The sequence below is a fragment of the Candidatus Rokuibacteriota bacterium genome, from assembly GCA_016188005.1.
In the GTDB taxonomy this organism is placed as follows: domain Bacteria; phylum Methylomirabilota; class Methylomirabilia; order Rokubacteriales; family CSP1-6; genus UBA12499.
Genome location: JACPIQ010000008.1, coordinates 188160 through 203390 on the forward strand (window position 1 = coordinate 188160; position 15231 = coordinate 203390).

13 protein-coding genes are annotated in these 15231 nt (G+C 70.9%); all 13 read left to right on the forward strand.

What is annotated here, in order from left to right; translation table 11 throughout:
• Window positions 1-16 precede the first annotated feature (16 nt).
• The 13 genes from dnaE to HYV93_02575 all read left to right on the forward strand — a co-directional run bounded on the left by dnaE (window position 17) and on the right by HYV93_02575 (window position 15156).
• A complete protein-coding gene (gene dnaE, locus HYV93_02515; GenBank protein MBI2524834.1) occupies window positions 17-3556 on the forward strand; it encodes a DNA polymerase III subunit alpha in 3540 nt (1179 codons plus the stop codon).
• The gene (locus tag HYV93_02520; protein MBI2524835.1) at window positions 3540-4493 is read left to right on the forward strand and encodes an acetyl-CoA carboxylase carboxyltransferase subunit alpha; all 954 of its coding nucleotides are present in this window, start codon (window positions 3540-3542) and stop codon (window positions 4491-4493) included. Before dnaE ends, HYV93_02520 begins: the two co-directional genes overlap by 17 nt.
• 55 nt (window positions 4494-4548) lie before the next feature.
• Complete coding sequence (gene miaB, locus HYV93_02525; GenBank protein MBI2524836.1) at window positions 4549-5901, forward strand: tRNA (N6-isopentenyl adenosine(37)-C2)-methylthiotransferase MiaB; 1353 nt, start codon at window positions 4549-4551, stop codon at window positions 5899-5901.
• A 14-nt stretch (window positions 5902-5915) separates the two neighbouring features.
• Window positions 5916-6443 (forward strand): bifunctional nuclease family protein, encoded by a 528-nt coding sequence (locus HYV93_02530; protein MBI2524837.1) that lies wholly within the window; start codon window positions 5916-5918, stop codon window positions 6441-6443.
• A gap of 3 nt (window positions 6444-6446) precedes the next feature.
• Entirely contained in the window at window positions 6447-7580 is a 1134-nt protein-coding gene (locus tag HYV93_02535) for a glycosyltransferase (protein MBI2524838.1), read from the forward strand.
• A gap of 119 nt (window positions 7581-7699) precedes the next feature.
• The gene (locus HYV93_02540; GenBank protein MBI2524839.1) at window positions 7700-7960 is read left to right on the forward strand and encodes a hypothetical protein; all 261 of its coding nucleotides are present in this window, start codon (window positions 7700-7702) and stop codon (window positions 7958-7960) included.
• A gap of 28 nt (window positions 7961-7988) precedes the next feature.
• Window positions 7989-8813, forward strand: coding sequence for a phenylacetate-CoA oxygenase subunit PaaI (locus tag HYV93_02545; GenBank protein ID MBI2524840.1), 825 nt, complete (start codon window positions 7989-7991; stop codon window positions 8811-8813).
• Between the two features lie 279 nt (window positions 8814-9092).
• Entirely contained in the window at window positions 9093-10394 is a 1302-nt protein-coding gene (locus tag HYV93_02550; GenBank protein ID MBI2524841.1) for an ABC transporter substrate-binding protein, read from the forward strand.
• A 205-nt stretch (window positions 10395-10599) separates the two neighbouring features.
• Window positions 10600-11415 (forward strand): branched-chain amino acid ABC transporter permease, encoded by an 816-nt coding sequence (locus HYV93_02555; protein ID MBI2524842.1) that lies wholly within the window; start codon window positions 10600-10602, stop codon window positions 11413-11415.
• Between the two features lie 837 nt (window positions 11416-12252).
• A complete protein-coding gene (locus HYV93_02560; GenBank protein ID MBI2524843.1) occupies window positions 12253-13158 on the forward strand; it encodes an ABC transporter ATP-binding protein in 906 nt (301 codons plus the stop codon).
• Window positions 13151-13891 (forward strand): ABC transporter ATP-binding protein, encoded by a 741-nt coding sequence (locus HYV93_02565; GenBank protein ID MBI2524844.1) that lies wholly within the window; start codon window positions 13151-13153, stop codon window positions 13889-13891. The genes HYV93_02560 and HYV93_02565 overlap by 8 nt, the downstream gene beginning before the upstream one ends.
• A gap of 4 nt (window positions 13892-13895) precedes the next feature.
• Window positions 13896-14318, forward strand: a complete 423-nt coding sequence (locus HYV93_02570) for a hotdog fold thioesterase (GenBank protein ID MBI2524845.1) — start codon at window positions 13896-13898, stop codon at window positions 14316-14318.
• 100 nt (window positions 14319-14418) lie between these two features.
• Window positions 14419-15156 carry a GntR family transcriptional regulator gene (locus HYV93_02575; GenBank protein MBI2524846.1) on the forward strand — a complete coding sequence of 246 codons (738 nt, stop codon included), beginning with the start codon at window positions 14419-14421 and terminating at the stop codon, window positions 15154-15156.
• The last annotated feature ends 75 nt before the right edge of the window (window positions 15157-15231 follow it).

Genomic DNA, 15231 nt, shown 5'->3' on the forward strand with positions numbered 1-15231 from the left:
GCGGCGCGTGACGGTGATGGGCGCCGCAGACTTCGTTCACCTCCACGTCCACTCGGAGTACAGCCTCCTCGACGGGGCGGCGCAGCTCGAGAAGCTGGTCGAGAAGGCCGGCGCCCTGGGCTTCCCGGCCCTCGCGTTGACCGACCACGGGAACCTCTTCGGGGCCATCGACTTCTACACGGCCTGCCGGAAGACCGGGATCAAGCCCATCCTGGGCTCGGAGCTCTACGTGGCGCCCGGCAGCCGGTTCGAGAAATCGAGCCAGGACGGCGGCTACGAGGGTGCGAGCCACTGCACGGTGCTGGTCCGCAACGAGACCGGCTACCGGAACCTGATCAAGCTGGTCTCGAAGGCCTACCTCGAGGGTTTCTACTACAAGCCGCGCGTCGACCGCGAGCTGCTCTCCCAGCACGCCGACGGGCTGCTGGTGCTGTCAGGGTGCCTGAACTCCGAGGTGAGCCGGCTCCTGTCCGGCGGCGACGAGGCCAAGGCCCGACAGGTGGCGGGGTGGTATCAGGATGTCTTCGGGCGGGAACACTACTTCATGGAGCTGCAGTCCCACGGTCTCGAAGAACAGGCCCGCGTGACCGAGGGCACGCTCCGCATCGCCCGGGCGCTCGGGGCCCCCGTGTGCGGGACCAACGACTCCCACTACCTCGAGGCGGCCCACGCCCGCGCCCACGAGGCGCTCCTCTGCATCCAGACCGGCGCCACCCTGGCCGATCCGAACCGGTGGCGCTTCTCGAGCGAGCAGTTCTACCTCAAGTCGGCGCAGGAGATGCGCCAGGTCTTCCGCGACCTGCCGGAGGCCTGCGCCAATACCCTGGCGGTGGCCGAGCGCTGTGACCTGGAGCTCGGCTTCGGCAAGTTCCACCTGCCCAACTACGGGGTGCCGGAGGGGCACAGCCTCGACTCCTACCTGGAGTACCTCGCCCGCGCGGGGATGGCGACGCGCTACGGCTCCCCGGCTCCCGACGCGGTGGCCGAGCGGCTGCGCTACGAGCTTGGCGTCATCTCGCGCATGGGCTTCTCGGGCTACTTCCTGGTGGTATGGGACTTCATCAGCTACGCGCGCCGCCAGGGGATCGCCGTGGGACCCGGGCGCGGGTCCTCGGCCGGATCGCTGGTGGCCTACTGTCTCGGGATCACCAACGTGGACCCGATCCGCTACGATCTCCTCTTCGAGCGCTTCCTGAACCCGGAGCGGATCTCGATGCCGGACATGGACATCGACTTCGCGGACGACCGGCGCGACGAGGTGATCCGGTACGTCGTGGAGCGCTACGGGGCCGACCGCGTGGCGCACATCATCACCTTCGGCACGATGGGCGCCAAGGCGGTGATCCGGGACGTGGGGCGGGTGCTGGGCTTCTCGTACGGCGAGGCCGACCGCCTGGCGAAGCTCGTGCCGGGCTTCCCGCTCAACATCACCCTCGACGACTCCCTGGAGAAGGCGCCCGAGCTCGCCCAGCTGGTCAAGCGCGACCCGCGGGTGGGCGAGCTGTGGAGCGTGGCCAAGGCGCTGGAGGGGTGCACGCGGCACGCCTCGGTGCACGCCTCGGCGGTGGTGATCTCGGACGAGCCGCTCATGGAGCGCGTGCCGCTCTACAAGGACCCGAAGCGCCCGGAGCTCATCACGGGCTTCGCCATGGGGCCCATCGAGAAGCTCGGCCTCCTCAAGATGGACTTCCTGGGTCTCAAGACCCTGACGGTGATCAGCGACGCCGTCCGGCTCGTAAAGGAGTCGCTCGGCGTCTCGCTGGACCCGGCCGCGTTTCCGCTGGACGACGCCCGGACCTATCAGCTCCTCAGCGAGGCGCGCACGCTGGGGGTATTCCAGCTGGAGTCGCCGGGAATGCGGGACGCGCTGCAGAAGCTGCGTCCCGGCCACATCGAGGACCTCATCGCCATGGTGGCGCTGTACCGGCCGGGTCCCATGGACCTGATCCCGGACTTCGTCAACCGGAAGCACGGGCGCTCGCCCATCACCTACGAGCACCCGGCCATGGAGGAACACCTCAAGGCGACGTACGGGATCATGGTCTACCAGGAGCAGGTGATGCGGCTGGCTGCGGCGCTGGCGGGGTTCACGATGGGGCAAGCCGACACCCTCCGGAAGGCCATGGGGAAGAAGGACCGCGAGCTCATGGCCCGGCAGCGGGAGCAATTCATCGCCGGCTGCCGGGCCAAGCAGATGGACGCGCGGAAGGCGGAGCGGATCTGGGAACTCATCGAGAAGTTCGCGGGCTACGGCTTCAACCGCAGCCACGCCGCCTGCTACGCGCTCGTGGCGTACCAGACCGCCTATCTCAAGGCGAACTATCCCGTGCAGTTCATGGCCGCGCTCCTCACCTCCGAGATGGACAGGACGGAGAAGATCGTCCAGCACATGGACGAGTGCCGGACCATGGAGCTCGCGGTGGCGCCGCCCGACGTCACTGCCTCGGAGGCGCGCTTCACGGTGTCGGGCCAGGCCATCCGCTTCGGGCTGGCTGCCGTCAAGAACGTCGGGGCCTCGGCCATCGAGTCCATCGTCCGCAACCGCAGCGAGCACGGGCCCTTCACCTCGCTGGGGGATTTTTGCGGCCGCGCGGACCTCCGGCTCATCAACCGGCGCGTCATCGAGAGCCTCATCAAGGCCGGGGCCTTCGACACGCTGGGCGCCACCCGGGCCGGGCTGCTCGCCTCGCTGGACGAGGCGATGGAGGCCGGGCAGCGGCGCCAGCGAGACCGCGACGAGGGCCAGGGCTCCCTCTTCGACGTCCCGGGGGACGCCGGGCCGGCCCTGCCGGCCGCGGCGGAGCGCCAGGCGACGGTGCCCGAGTGGGCCACGGAGCAGCGCCTCGCCTACGAGAAGGAAGTGCTGGGCTTCTACCTCTCCGGGCACCCGCTGGAGCGGTACCGCGAGACGGCCCGGGAGCTGGGCACGGCGGGGGCGGCGGAGGTGGCCTCGCGCCCCGCGGCGACGCGCGTCGCGCTCCTGGGCCAGATCAGCGCCCTCAGGGAGCGCGCGACGAAGAGCGGCAACCGCATGGCCTTCGCGACGCTCGACGTGGCGGACGGCGGCGTGTCGCTCACCGTGTTCCCGGAAGCGCTCAAGACCTGCGCCGCAGCGCTTCGCGCCTCCGGCCCGGTGATCGTCAAGGGACGCATCGACGAGACCGAGAAGGGGCGGGTCGTCCTCGTGGAGGAGATCGCTCCGCTGGACGCTGCGCTCCGCGCCGCTGGCGCGGGTCCGCGCGGGCGCCTCGCCGGCGTGGGAGCGGCGTCCGTCGGGGCCGGGCTGGAGCACGGCGGGGAGCGGCACGCGCACGCCTGCAGGGTCCGGTTGCGCCCCGAGGCATCGCCCGTGGAGCCGCTCCTCACCGCGGTGCGACAGGTCTGCCGGGAGCACCCGGGCGAGACACCGCTCTTCCTGCACGTGCTCCTGCCGGAGCACGAGGTCGTGGTGAAGGCCCCGGGATGTCCCATCGCGCCCGGCCCGGAGTTGACGGAGAAGCTCGAGAGGCTCCTCGGGCCGGGCAGCATCACGGTCGAGTATGCCGGACGAGCTTGAGTTCGAGAAGCCGATCCTGGAGCTCGAGGCCCGCATCGCGGAGCTCCGCGCCTCGCCGGACCAGCCGGCGTCCCGGAGCGAGATCGCGAAGGCGGAAGACCGGCTCAGGCGGCTGCGGCAGAAGGTCTACGGGAGCCTCACGGCCTGGCAGCGCGCGCAGCTCGCCCGGCACCCGAAGCGCCCCCACGCGCTCGACTTCTTCCGCCTCCTTCTCGCGGACTTCGTCGAGCTGCACGGCGACCGCGTGTTCGGCGACGACGCGGCGATCGTCGGCGGGCTCGCGGGCTTCGAGGGAGAGCCGGTGGTCGTCCTCGGGCACCAGAAGGGCCGCGACACGCGGGAGAACATCGCCCGCAATTTCGGGATGCCGCACCCCGAGGGCTACCGCAAGGCCCTGCGCCTCATGAAGCTGGCCGAGAAGTTCGGCAGGCCGGTGATCACGCTCATCGACACCCCCGGGGCCTATCCGGGGCTCGGAGCCGAGGAGCGCGGCCAGGCTGAGGCGATCGCGCGGAACCTGCGAGAGATGGCGGGCTTGCGGACGCCCGTCATCTCCGTGGTGACGGGGGAGGGGGGCAGCGGCGGGGCGCTGGCGATCGGAGTGGCCAATCGGGTCCTGATGCTCGAGTACGCGATCTACTCGGTCATCTCGCCCGAGGGCTGCGCCGCCATCCTCTGGGGCGATGCCGCGAAGGCGCCCGAGGCGGCCCGGCTCATGCGGACCACGGCGCCGGAGCTCCTGCGTCTCGGCGTCATCGACGGGATCGTCCCTGAACCCGTGGGCGGCGCCCATCGCCACTGGGAGGAGGCGGCCGCCCAGCTGCGCCTGGCGCTGTCCGCAGCGCTCCGGCAGCTCAGGGCCAGATCCGGGGACGAGCTGGTGAGGGAGCGATACGACCGCTTCCGGCGCATCGGCGTCTTTACGGAACCTGCCTGACCCCCCGCGGTTTGACAGCTCCGAGGGCGGGTGTTAACGTAAGCCCCAGGAATGTATGCCCAAACTGCACGTCATCACCTACGGTTGCCAGATGAACGAGTACGACTCCGAGCGGGTGGCTGGGCTGCTCGCGGAGGCGAGCTACGAGCGTGCTGAGTCCCCCGAGGCGGCCGACGTGATCCTCCTGAACACCTGCTCCATCCGGGAGCGCGCCGAGGAGAAGGTCTTCTCGCAGCTCGGGGCGTTGCGCAGGCTCAAGCGCGCCAATCCGGATCTGGTCATCGGGGTGATGGGTTGCATGGCGCAGCTCCAGCAGGGGCGGATCCAGGAGCGCGCCCCGTTCGTGGATCTGGTGTTCGGCTCGCCGGCCATCGCCCGGGTCGGGGAACTCGTGGCGCGTGCCCGGGCCGAGCGGCGCCCGCTGGTCGACACGGGGGAGGGGCCGCTCGTGGCGATCACCCCGCGGCCGGAGCGGCGCGGCCAGCTCAAGGCCTTCGTGACAGTCATGGAGGGCTGCGAGAAACACTGCACCTTCTGCGTCGTGCCGACCACGCGGGGGAGGGAGCGCAGCCACGCGCCCGGCTCCGTGCTCGCGGAGATCGCCCACCTGGCAGCGCAGGGCTGCCGCGAGGTGACGCTTCTCGGGCAGACGGTGAACGCCTACGGCCGCGACCTCACGCCCCCCACGGACCTCGCGGCGCTCCTCGAGCGGGCGAACGAGATCGATGGCCTCGAGCGGCTCCGGTTCACCACCTCGAACCCCTACAACCTCACCAGCCGGCTGATCCGCGCCATCCGCGACGTCCCGAAGGTGGTGGAGTACCTGCACCTGCCGTTGCAGTCCGGGTCGGACCGCATCCTCGCCCGCATGAACCGCGGCTACACGTGGGCGCGCTACCTCGAGCTGATCGCCGAGATCAGGGAGACGGTGCCGGGGATCGCGCTCTCCACCGACCTGATCGTCGGCTTCCCCGGAGAGACCGAGGAGGACTTCGAGGCCACCGTGGCCGCCGTCGGCCAGGTGCGGTACGACAACGTCTTCGCGTTCCGCTATTCGCGCCGCCCCGGCACCCCCGCGGCCGCGATGCCGGACCAGGTGCCGGACGAGATCAAGGCCAGCCGCAACACGCGCCTCCTCGAGGTGGCGGGTCGCGTGGCAGCCGGGAAGAGCGGGGCCCTGGTGGGCCGCGTGCTGCCCGTCCTGGCGGAGGGCCCGTCCCGGAAACATCCGGCGGAGGCCACCGGCCGGACCCGCTGCAACCGCGTCGTGAACTTCGATCCCGAGGGCCAGGACCTCTCCGGCAAGGTGGTTCCCGTCCTCATCACCCAGGCCCTGCCTCACAGCCTGCGCGGATCGCTGGCCGGCCGCGAGGCCGCGCTCCAGGGCGCCGCGGCCCCGCGGGCGTAGGAGGGAAGCGCGCCATGTGGCTCGAGATGAAGGTGAAGGGACTGGCCTTGGATCCACTCTCGAACCTGCCCATCCTGATTCTCCGCGACCAGGAGGAGAAGCGCTCGTTGCCCATCTGGGTGGGGCTCGCGGAGGCCAACGCCATCGCGCTGGAGCTGGAGAAGATCCCGACCCCGCGGCCGATGACCCACGACCTCATCAAGAGCATCCTGGAGGCGCTGCACGCGCGGGTCGTGAAGGTGGTGGTCAACGACCTGCGGGAGAACACCTTCTTCGCCGCCATTCACCTTCAGCTCGGCGGCACCGAGATCACCGTCGACTCGCGCCCGTCGGACGCCATCGCGCTGGCGCTCCGGGTGGCCGCGCCCATCTTCGTCGAGGAAGAGGTTGTTCTCAGGGCGCAGACCGTCGAGGTCGTCCGTGAGGGGGAGGCGGCTCCCGCCAAGGGCGACGACCAGGAGCGAGTGAAGGAGTGGCTCGACTCGATCAAGCCGGGGGACTTCTTGGACCGCGGCAAGGAGCCGGGCGGCCCCGCCGAGTAGTGGATGCGGGTCGCCCTGTTCACCAACAACTACCTGCCCTTCCGGGGCGGCGTCACCACCGCCGTGGAGACGCTCCGCGAGGGGCTCGAGCGCCTCGGGCACCGCACCTGGGTGTTCGCGCCGGCGCCGGCCGCGCCGGCGGAGGACCCGCCGCGCGTCTTCCGCTACCCGTCGATCCCTGCGCCCACCTATCCCGGCTTCGCCCTCCCGTTGCCGTTCTCGCCGCGGCTGGGGCGGGCGGCGCGCGGGCTCGGCCTGGACGTCATCCACGCCCAGCACCCTTTTCTCCTGGGTGTCACGGCGAGGCGATTCGCCCGGCGGCAGCGCCTCCCGCTGGTCTTCACGTACCACACGCGCTACGAGAAGTACGCCCACTACGTGCCGCTCCCGCAGCGGTTCGTCCGGGCCCTCGCGGTCCGGCTCTCCTGCCGCTTCGCTGACTCGGCGGACGTGGTGGTGGCGCGCGGCGTCGGCACGCGCGTGGCCGTCGTGCCCACCGGCGTCCCCGTGGAGCAGTTCGTGCCGGGCGACCCGGCCGCGGCCCGGCGGCACCTCGGGCTGCCCTCCGGGGCGCCCCTCTGCCTCTACGTGGGGCGGCTCGACCGGGAGAAGAGCGTGGAGCGCGTCATCGCGGCGTTCGGGTCCATCGCCGGGGCGATGTCGGACGCGCGGCTCTGGCTGGTGGGGCAGGGCAGCCATGCCGAGGCGCTTCGCCGGGCGGCCGAGGCGAGCTCGGCGCGCGACCGGATCCACTTCCGGGGGGGCGTCGCGCGGGCAGCGCTGCCGCCCTACTACCAGGCCGCGGACCTCTTCCTCTTCGCCTCCGAGACGGAGACCCAGGGGCTCGTCCTCGCCGAGGCCCACGCCTGCGGGCTGCCGGCCGTGGCGGTGCGCGCCTCTGGCGTCGAGGAGGTCGTCGTCGACGGTGAGACGGGCATCCTCACGAAGTCCGATGCCGGCGATCTCGCGGACGCCGCCATCGCGCTCTTGCTCGACCCCGAGCGACGCCGCGCGATGGGAGCGGCCGGGCGGGCCGTGGCCGAGCGCTCCTTCTCCGCCTCGGCACAGGTGGCGGCCATGGCGGCCGAGTACTCGCGCCTCTTGGCCCCCTCCCCGCTCGCGTCGCCGCCCCGATGAGCCCGAAGGGCGAAGAGGCCGAACCGCAACGCAGAGTCTGTCACGTTCAGGCGACATGGTGAGAGCCCGAAGGGCGAAGAGGCCGAACCGCAACGCAGAGTCTGTCACGTTCAGGCGACATGGTGAGTAGCCGCGAGCTGCAACTGGAGCTCCGGCCGGAGTGGCAGGCAGCCGGCACCGGCTCGGGGCGCAGCGGGCTCCTGGCGGGGGACGGACGGGTGCGCACCCTTGTGCGGGTCCTGGTGACCTATCCCGAGGTGCAGTACGTCCTGCCCGACCGGATCCGCCTCGAGCCGTCGTCGGATCCGCGTCTTCTGGAGAGCCTCGCACGCTTTCTCGAGCGCCAGTCATGGCTCGTCGAGCGGGTCACCCTGCGCTGAGGTCGCCAGGAGAAAAGGGGAGATGCGCATGAGCGAGGCGGAGCGGGAGGAGCGGCTGTTGGCGAGGATCCGGGCGGGGGAGCGCATCGAGTCCCCCGAGGAGATGACGGAGGAGTACCGGCGCCAGTTGATCCATCTCATGACCATGCAGGCGGACTCGGAGCTGGCCGGCGCCTTCGGGTACGTGCCGTGGATCATGAAGGCGCCGACGATCGAGGAGAAGCACGTGGTCGCGCAGATCGTCAAGGACGAGGTCCGGCACGCCCATGTGATGTACGGGCTCCTCGAGGACCTGGGTGTGGATGTGGCGGGCCACGTCGCCAGGCACGACTTCGCGCTCCGGCTCGACGACGCGGCGGCGGACATCGGCACCCGACGAGTGGCCGACGACGCGCGGGTGAACATCTTCTACTACCCCATCGACCGCTGGTCCGACTTCGTGTTCTTCAACTTCTGCATGGACCGCGGGGCGGGCCATCAACTCGAGGACGTGCGGCAGTGCTCCTACGGGCCGTGGGCGCGTGCCGTCGAGGGCATCTTCAAGGAAGAGAAGATGCACATCCGCCACGGGGAGCTGTGGGTGGCGCGCCTCGGCACCGATCCCGCCACCCGCGGGGAGGCGCAGGCCGCGCTCGAGAAGTGGTACGTCCGGACGATGAACATCTTCGGGCGCCCCGGCTCGGCCCGGAATGCGCTCTACCGGAAACATGGCCTGAAGCGCCGCGACAACGACGAGGTGCGGAAGGCCTTCGCCCGGGAGGTGGCGGCGCTGGCGGAGGCCGCTGGACTCAGGGTGCCCGACTGGACACCCGCGTGGGACCGGCTGCCCGAGGATGCGCAGATTCCCGGCTAGCGATCCGGACAGCGCGCGGGTGGCGCGGGTCCGGAGGCGCTCGCCGAGCGGATCGCGGCCGGTTTGCGGGAGAGACTGAGAGAAGGGAGTGCCGCTTCGCGGCAGCCGCACCGGGAGGCCGGACCGGATCAGGTCCGGCGGCTTGCACGTTCCGGCCAGGCGCGCTATGGTCGGCGAGGCTCGGCAGGGAGGGCACTAGGTCAATCGCATGGCCCCGTGGGCCCGAATCTGTTCCAGGGAGAGGCGCGCCCGATCCGGCGCAGCCAGGGGAGAAAGCGCATGCCATTGCTTCGAACGATGACCGGCACGGCAGTCCGCATGGTCGTGACCCTGCTCGCGGCCGTCCTCGCCTCCACCCCGGCCCCCGGCCAGGCCCAGCCCGTGCGGCTCGGACTCCTGACGTCGATGACGGGGCCGGCCGCGGCCACCGGCGAGGACCAGCGGCGGGCGGCGTCACTCGCCGTCGATGAGATCAACGCTGCCGGCGGCGTTGCCGTCAAGGCCAGCAACGCGCGCCTCAAGCTCGAGCTCAGGATCGGCGACGACCAGACATCCCGGGAGGGCGCGGTATCCGGCGTGACCAGGCTGATCGTCGAGGATAAGGTGAGCCTGGTGTTCGGCGGACTCGGAAGTGCCTTCGGCATGGCCGCCCTCCCGTTGATCCGGGAGCACGGCGTGCCCTACGTCCCCACGCCCTCGACACCGCTGTTCACGCGCACGATGGACATGGGGCCGGACCCGACCAAGTCCATGGTCTTCCACTACCAGGCTACCGGGCTCATGTACGGTGCCGGCACCGTGGACTTCCTGATCCAGGAGGTCAAGCCGGTCCTGGCCCCCGGCCGGGCACTGCGGGTCGCCTGGCTCTACCAGGACTCGCCCTTCGGCGCCGAGTATTTCCGTGGCTACACCGACCGGGTGAAGGAGAAGGCCTACCCGGTCGAGACCGTCGCGACGGAGCGGTTCAAGGTCGGCGAGACGGACTACCGCTCGCAGCTCACCAAGATCAAGGCCCTGGCGCCCGACGCGCTGGTTCCGATGGGCTTCCGGGGCGAGACGATTGCCATCCTGCAGCAGGCGGTCCTCGACGTCGGGATGGACCCGAAGCGGGTGCACCTCGGACCCGTCTGCGCCTGCGCCGACGACCCTCTCTACTACAAGGACCTGGGACGCATCGGGCAGCTCAGCACCATCCTCAGCCTCTACAGCACCTACGCGACTCCCAAGGCCGCGGCCTTCGCCAGGTGGCCCGCTTTCCGCCAGCTCTACCAGAAGCGGTACGGCGTGCTGCCGGGGCTGCTCGGAGTCTCCGCCTACGACGTGGTCCACATCGCGGCCAAGGCGGTCGAGCAAGCGGGAAGTCTCGAACGGACGAAGCTCATCGAAACCCTGGGCAAGCTGGAGATGGGCCAGGTCGTCCTGCCCGTGAGGGGCAAGATCCGGTTCGACCCCAAGTACCGCGAGGTCGACTTCTACCTCATCGGCCAGCAGCTCGTCTGGGACGACAAGGTCAAGGAGCTGCGGCCGGTCGTCGTCTGGCCCGGCGAGAGCGCCGAGGCGAAGTACAAGAACCCATCCTGAGCGTGGCGCCCCGCCGCCGCCGCGCGGCCGGAGCCTTCACCCCGGGCATGGGGGGCACTGTCGCGCGCGGGGCTCCGGACGTGCGAGCCCGGCCGCGCGTCCCCGCGCGGCGGACGGCGATCACGGGGAAGGGCCCGGCGTGACGCTCGATCCCGGCAGCCTGCTCCAGGTCCTGACCTGGGGGGTGCTCGTCGGCAGCATCTACATGCTCCTCGCCACAGGGCTCACGCTGATCTTCGGCGTGATGAAGGTCGTCAACTTCGCCCACGGCGAGCTGATGATGTGGGGCGCCTTCCTCACGCTCCTCGCGACACGGCTGGGCGTGAACCCATATCTCGGGATGCTGGGCTCGACACTTCTGGTGGGCCTGCTTGGGGTCGTGATCGAGCGGTGGGGATTCCGTCCCATCCGGGGCACGGCCAAGATCAACGAGATCTTCCTGAGCATCGCCCTGATCCTGATCCTCCAGAACGCCCTGGCGCGGGTGTTCATCCCGCACTTCCGCGAGTACGCCCAGATCCGGACGCCGTACGCGATGGAGTTCTTCGACCTGGGGCTCCTCAATCTCCGCTACGACTTCGTGATCCTCCTGGCGGTGGCCTGGGCCATCATGCTCGGCCTCTGGGCCTTCCTCTTCCACACGGCGCCGGGCCGAGAGATGCGGGGCGCCAGCCAGAATCGCGTGGCCTCGATGCTGATGGGGGTCGACGTCCGGCGGATCGACATGCTGAGCTTCGGGATCGGGGCCGGGCTCGCCGCCCTGGCCGGCTCGCTCTACGGTGTGATCAACCCCTTCAGCCCCTACGCAGGCACGCTTCCCGCCATCAAGGCCTTCGCGGTCATCATCCTCGGCGGACTGGGAAGCGTGAAGGGCGCCGTGGTCGGCGGGTTGCTCTACGGGGTCGTCGAGGGCTTCGCGACGTTCTTCCTGGGTGGCTCGTGGCGCGACGCCACCGCCTTCGTCCTGCTCATCGTGGTCCTGATGCTGAGACCCGAGGGCATCTTCAAGGAGGGTGGGTAGGGTGCGCGCGGGCGCCGGCAGGCGCCGGTGGCGCACCGTGGGCATCGCCCTGGGGATGCTCCTCACGGCGGGTCTTCCGCTGGCGGTGGTGCGGGAGCTGTTCGTGCTCCAGATCCTCACCTTCGTGTTCATCTTCGCGATCTACGCGCAGTCCTGGAATCTCGCGGCACAGTCCGGGCAGTTCTCGCTGGGGCACGCCACCTTCCTCGGCCTCGGCGCGTATGCCTCGGCCCTGGCGGCCGCGCAGCTCGGCCTGCCTCCCGCCGTGGCCATGTTCGTCGGGCCGATCGTGCCCGCCGCCGCCGGGCTCGGCATCGCACGCCTCTGCCTCAGGCTGCGGGAGTGGTACTTCGGCATGGTCACCTTCGGCTTCACGGCCATCGTCCAGGTGCTGGTCGTCGAGCAATTCGGATGGCTCACCAACCGCTGGGACGGCATCGACGCCGAGCGGCTGTGGCCCGCGGGGCTTTCCGTGGAGCATGTCGCCGTGCTGAACTACCTGGCGGGCCTGTTCCTAATGGTCGCCACCTACCTGCTGGCCGCCGCCATGACGTACTCGCGGAGCGGACTGGCCTTCTCGGCGATCCACGACAACGAGGTTGTGGCGACCGCCTCCGGCGTGAGCGTGCGCTGGTACCGCCTGATGGCGATGGTGCTGTCCGGCTACCTCGCCGGCCTGGCCGGCGCGCTCAACAGCCACACCCTCACCCGGCACATCTCGCCCGGCATCTTCGGCGTGGAGGACTCCATCTGGCCGCTGCTCTACACGGTGGCCGGCGGGCTCCGGACCCCGGAGGGCCCGATCCTGGGAACCCTGGTCGTCCGCGTGTTCTGGGAATGGGCGCTGCGGCGCCTGGGAGGATTCGACAGCCTGATCCTCATCGGCCTCGCGCTGGGGCTCATCGTGACGTTCTTTCCGCGGGGGCTCTACGCCCTCGTCACCCGCTTCGCCGCGTGGCTGCCCATCGGGCCCACGCGGCCGGCGCCGGGCGCGCGGTGAGCCTGCTCGAGGGCCACGGAATCACCAAGAGCTTCGGGGGCCTGGCAGCCTTGGCCGGCGTGGACTTCGCGGTCGGGGAGGGCGAGGTCGTGGGCCTCATCGGACCCAACGGCGCGGGGAAGACGACGCTGATCAACGCCATCACGGGGATCCACCGGGCCGACCAGGGCCGCTTCACGTTCGACGGTCAGGACCTCACCCCGCTTCCTCCCGAGCGCATCGCGCGGCTCGGGATCGCGCGGACGTTCCAGATCCCACAGCCCTTTCACACCCTCAGCGTGCTGGAGCACGTCATGGTCGGCGTCGCCTTCGGCCGGCGCGGGACACCCATGAAGGCGGCGGAGGCCGAGGCACGCGCGGTCCTGGAGTTCGTGGGCCTCGGCGACAAGGCGGGGGTCGAGCCGCAGAGCCTGACGATTGTCGAGCTGCGGCGGCTCGAGCTGGCCCGTGCGCTCGGCTCCGGCGCCCGCCTGCTCCTGCTCGATGAGATCCACGCCGGGCTCACGCCCCGCGAGCTGGAGGACGCCATCACCATGATCGGCAAACTGCGGGAGCGCGGCATCACGATCCTGATGGTCGAACACCTCATGCGGATCATCATGCGCGTGTGCGAGCGGATCATCGTGCTCGACTTCGGCCGGAACATCGCGGCGGGCACCCCCGAAGAGATCGCGCGGGACCCGGAGGTGATCCGGGCGTACCTGGGCGGCGAGCCGGCACGTCAGGGAGCCACCGGTGCTTGAGGTGAGCGGTCTCCGTGTCGCCTACGGGAAGATCCAGGTGGTCTGGGGGGTGTCTCTCGACATCGTCGAGGGCGAGACGGTCGCCGTCATCGGGGCCAACGGCGCCGGCAAGACCACACTGATGCGGACGTTCGCCGGGCTCCTGCGGCCGAGCGCCGGCCGCATCCTGTTCCGCGGGCGGGAGATCGGGGGGATGCCGCCACACGAGATCGCCCGACAGGGACTCGCGCTGGTCCCCGAGGGACGCGAGCTCTTCCCGCACATGTCGGTCGCCGAGAACCTCCTCCTCGGCGCCCGCCTCTGCCGGAGCCGCCAGCGCGCGACGGAGAACCTCGAGTGGGTGTACGAGTTGTTTCCCGTCCTGAGGGAGCGCCGCCGGCAGAGCGCCTCGACCCTCAGTGGGGGCGAGCAGCAGATGCTGGCCATCGCGCGCGCACTCATGGCCAGCCCCTCGCTCCTGCTGCTGGACGAGCCGTCCACGGGGCTGTCCCCGCTCATCGTCGGCAGCATCTTCGAGGTCATCGCGCGGCTCCGGGAGCGCGGCGGGACCACGCTCCTCGTCGAGCAGAACGTCCATCTGGCCCTGGCCGTCGCCCACCGCGCCTACGTCCTCGAGCGGGGGCGCGTCACGCTGGAAGGGCCGGGCCGGGAGCTCATGACGAACGCGCTGGTCCGCGAATCCTACCTCGGCGTCGCCGGCGGCACCCCCGCCCCGGCGGCGCCCGGCGGCTGAGCCGGTGAGACGGCGCGACCCGTCGGCCGTCCCCGCCGCCCTCAGGGCGCAGCTCGAGAGCGAGCCCTGGGCGCGCGCGCTCGGGGTCGAGTACGAGGAGATCGCCCCGGGGTACTGTCGCGTCGCCCTCACGGTGAAGCCGCACATGCTCAACCACCGGGGCTTCCCACACGGCGGCGTGATCTTCTCGCTGGCCGATGTGGCCTTCGGAGCGGCCTGCAACGCCCACGGCGAGACAGCGCTGGCCCTCACCATGACGATCAGCTTTCTGGCCGCCGCGGCACCGGGGTCGCGGCTCATCGCCGAGGGCCGGGAGCGCAAGCAGGGCCGGCGCGCGGGATTCTACGACATCCGCGTGCGCACCGCGGAGGGGGCTCTCGTGGCCTCCGTGAGCTGCCTCTCCCACCGGGTGAGCGGGCCGAAGTAGGGGAGACCCCGGGCCCGCCCCACGCGGGTGTTGACAGGCTGCGGGGAGCGCTGATATGTCTAGACAACCGCGGCGCGCCCGGGGGACGCCCGCGGTACCCATGGCCGAGCCCCGCGCCGTCCCGCGCTACCTGAGGATCGCCGACGCGCTGCGCGCCCGGATCCGCGCCGGCCGCTGGCGCCAGGCCGAACGCCTGCCTTCGGAGCATGCCCTCTGCCGCCAGTTCCGCGTGAGCCGGATGACTGTCCGGCAGGCCCTGGACATCCTCCGCCACGAAGGTCTCCTGTCCCGGCACGTGGGCCGCGGCACCTTCACCTCGCCCGTGCCCGCAGAGCGGCGGCTCCGCGTCATCGGGTCCGTGGAGGACATGCTGGCGCTGGGCGAGGAGACGTGGTTCAAGCCGCTGGAGCGCATGCTCACGGCGGCGGCCCCCGACGCGTCGGCGGCCCTCCGGCTGGCGCCTGGAGCCCTGGTGGCGCGCTTCACCGGGATCCGCTACGGGGACGACGGGCCCTTCCAGCACGTGACCGCGTACGTGCCCGCGGCCATCGGCCGCCGGATCCTGGAGGCGGACCTGTCGGCGACCTCGGTGATCGGGACGGTGGAGCGGGAGCTGGGGCTGGCGGTGAAGTATCTCGAGCAGGCCATCGAGGTGATGCGCTGCCCGCGGGGCACCGCGCGGCTCCTGGCCGTCGCGGCCGGGTCGCCCATCCTCCGCTTCCGCCGCACCTACTTCACGGCGTCTGGAGAGCCCGTGGAGCACGCCGTGACTTTCCACTGGGCCGGGCGCTACCCCTACGCCATGATGCTCTTCCGCTCGGAAACCACCCTGCGATGACGCCCCCCTCATTCGGGCGCCCCGATGAGGGCCGAAGGCCCGAAGAGGCCCAACCGCGAGCCGTGATGCCCCCCG

Bases quoted from the DNA above. Each gene is read 5' to 3' on its own strand.
- dnaE (MBI2524834.1), top strand. From the start codon at position 17: ATGGGCGCCGCAGACTTCGTTCACCTCCACGTCCACTCGGAGTACAGC.
- HYV93_02520 (MBI2524835.1), top strand. From the start codon at position 3,540: ATGCCGGACGAGCTTGAGTTCGAGAAGCCGATCCTGGAGCTCGAGGCC.
- miaB (MBI2524836.1), top strand. From the start codon at position 4,549: ATGCCCAAACTGCACGTCATCACCTACGGTTGCCAGATGAACGAGTAC.
- HYV93_02530 (MBI2524837.1), top strand. From the start codon at position 5,916: ATGTGGCTCGAGATGAAGGTGAAGGGACTGGCCTTGGATCCACTCTCG.
- HYV93_02535 (MBI2524838.1), top strand. From the start codon at position 6,447: ATGCGGGTCGCCCTGTTCACCAACAACTACCTGCCCTTCCGGGGCGGC.
- HYV93_02540 (MBI2524839.1), top strand. From the start codon at position 7,700: ATGGTGAGTAGCCGCGAGCTGCAACTGGAGCTCCGGCCGGAGTGGCAG.
- HYV93_02545 (MBI2524840.1), top strand. From the start codon at position 7,989: ATGAGCGAGGCGGAGCGGGAGGAGCGGCTGTTGGCGAGGATCCGGGCG.
- HYV93_02550 (MBI2524841.1), top strand. From the start codon at position 9,093: ATGCCATTGCTTCGAACGATGACCGGCACGGCAGTCCGCATGGTCGTG.
- HYV93_02555 (MBI2524842.1), top strand. From the start codon at position 10,600: ATGCTCCTCGCCACAGGGCTCACGCTGATCTTCGGCGTGATGAAGGTC.
- HYV93_02560 (MBI2524843.1), top strand. From the start codon at position 12,253: ATGGGCGCTGCGGCGCCTGGGAGGATTCGACAGCCTGATCCTCATCGG.
- HYV93_02575 (MBI2524846.1), top strand. From the start codon at position 14,419: ATGGCCGAGCCCCGCGCCGTCCCGCGCTACCTGAGGATCGCCGACGCG.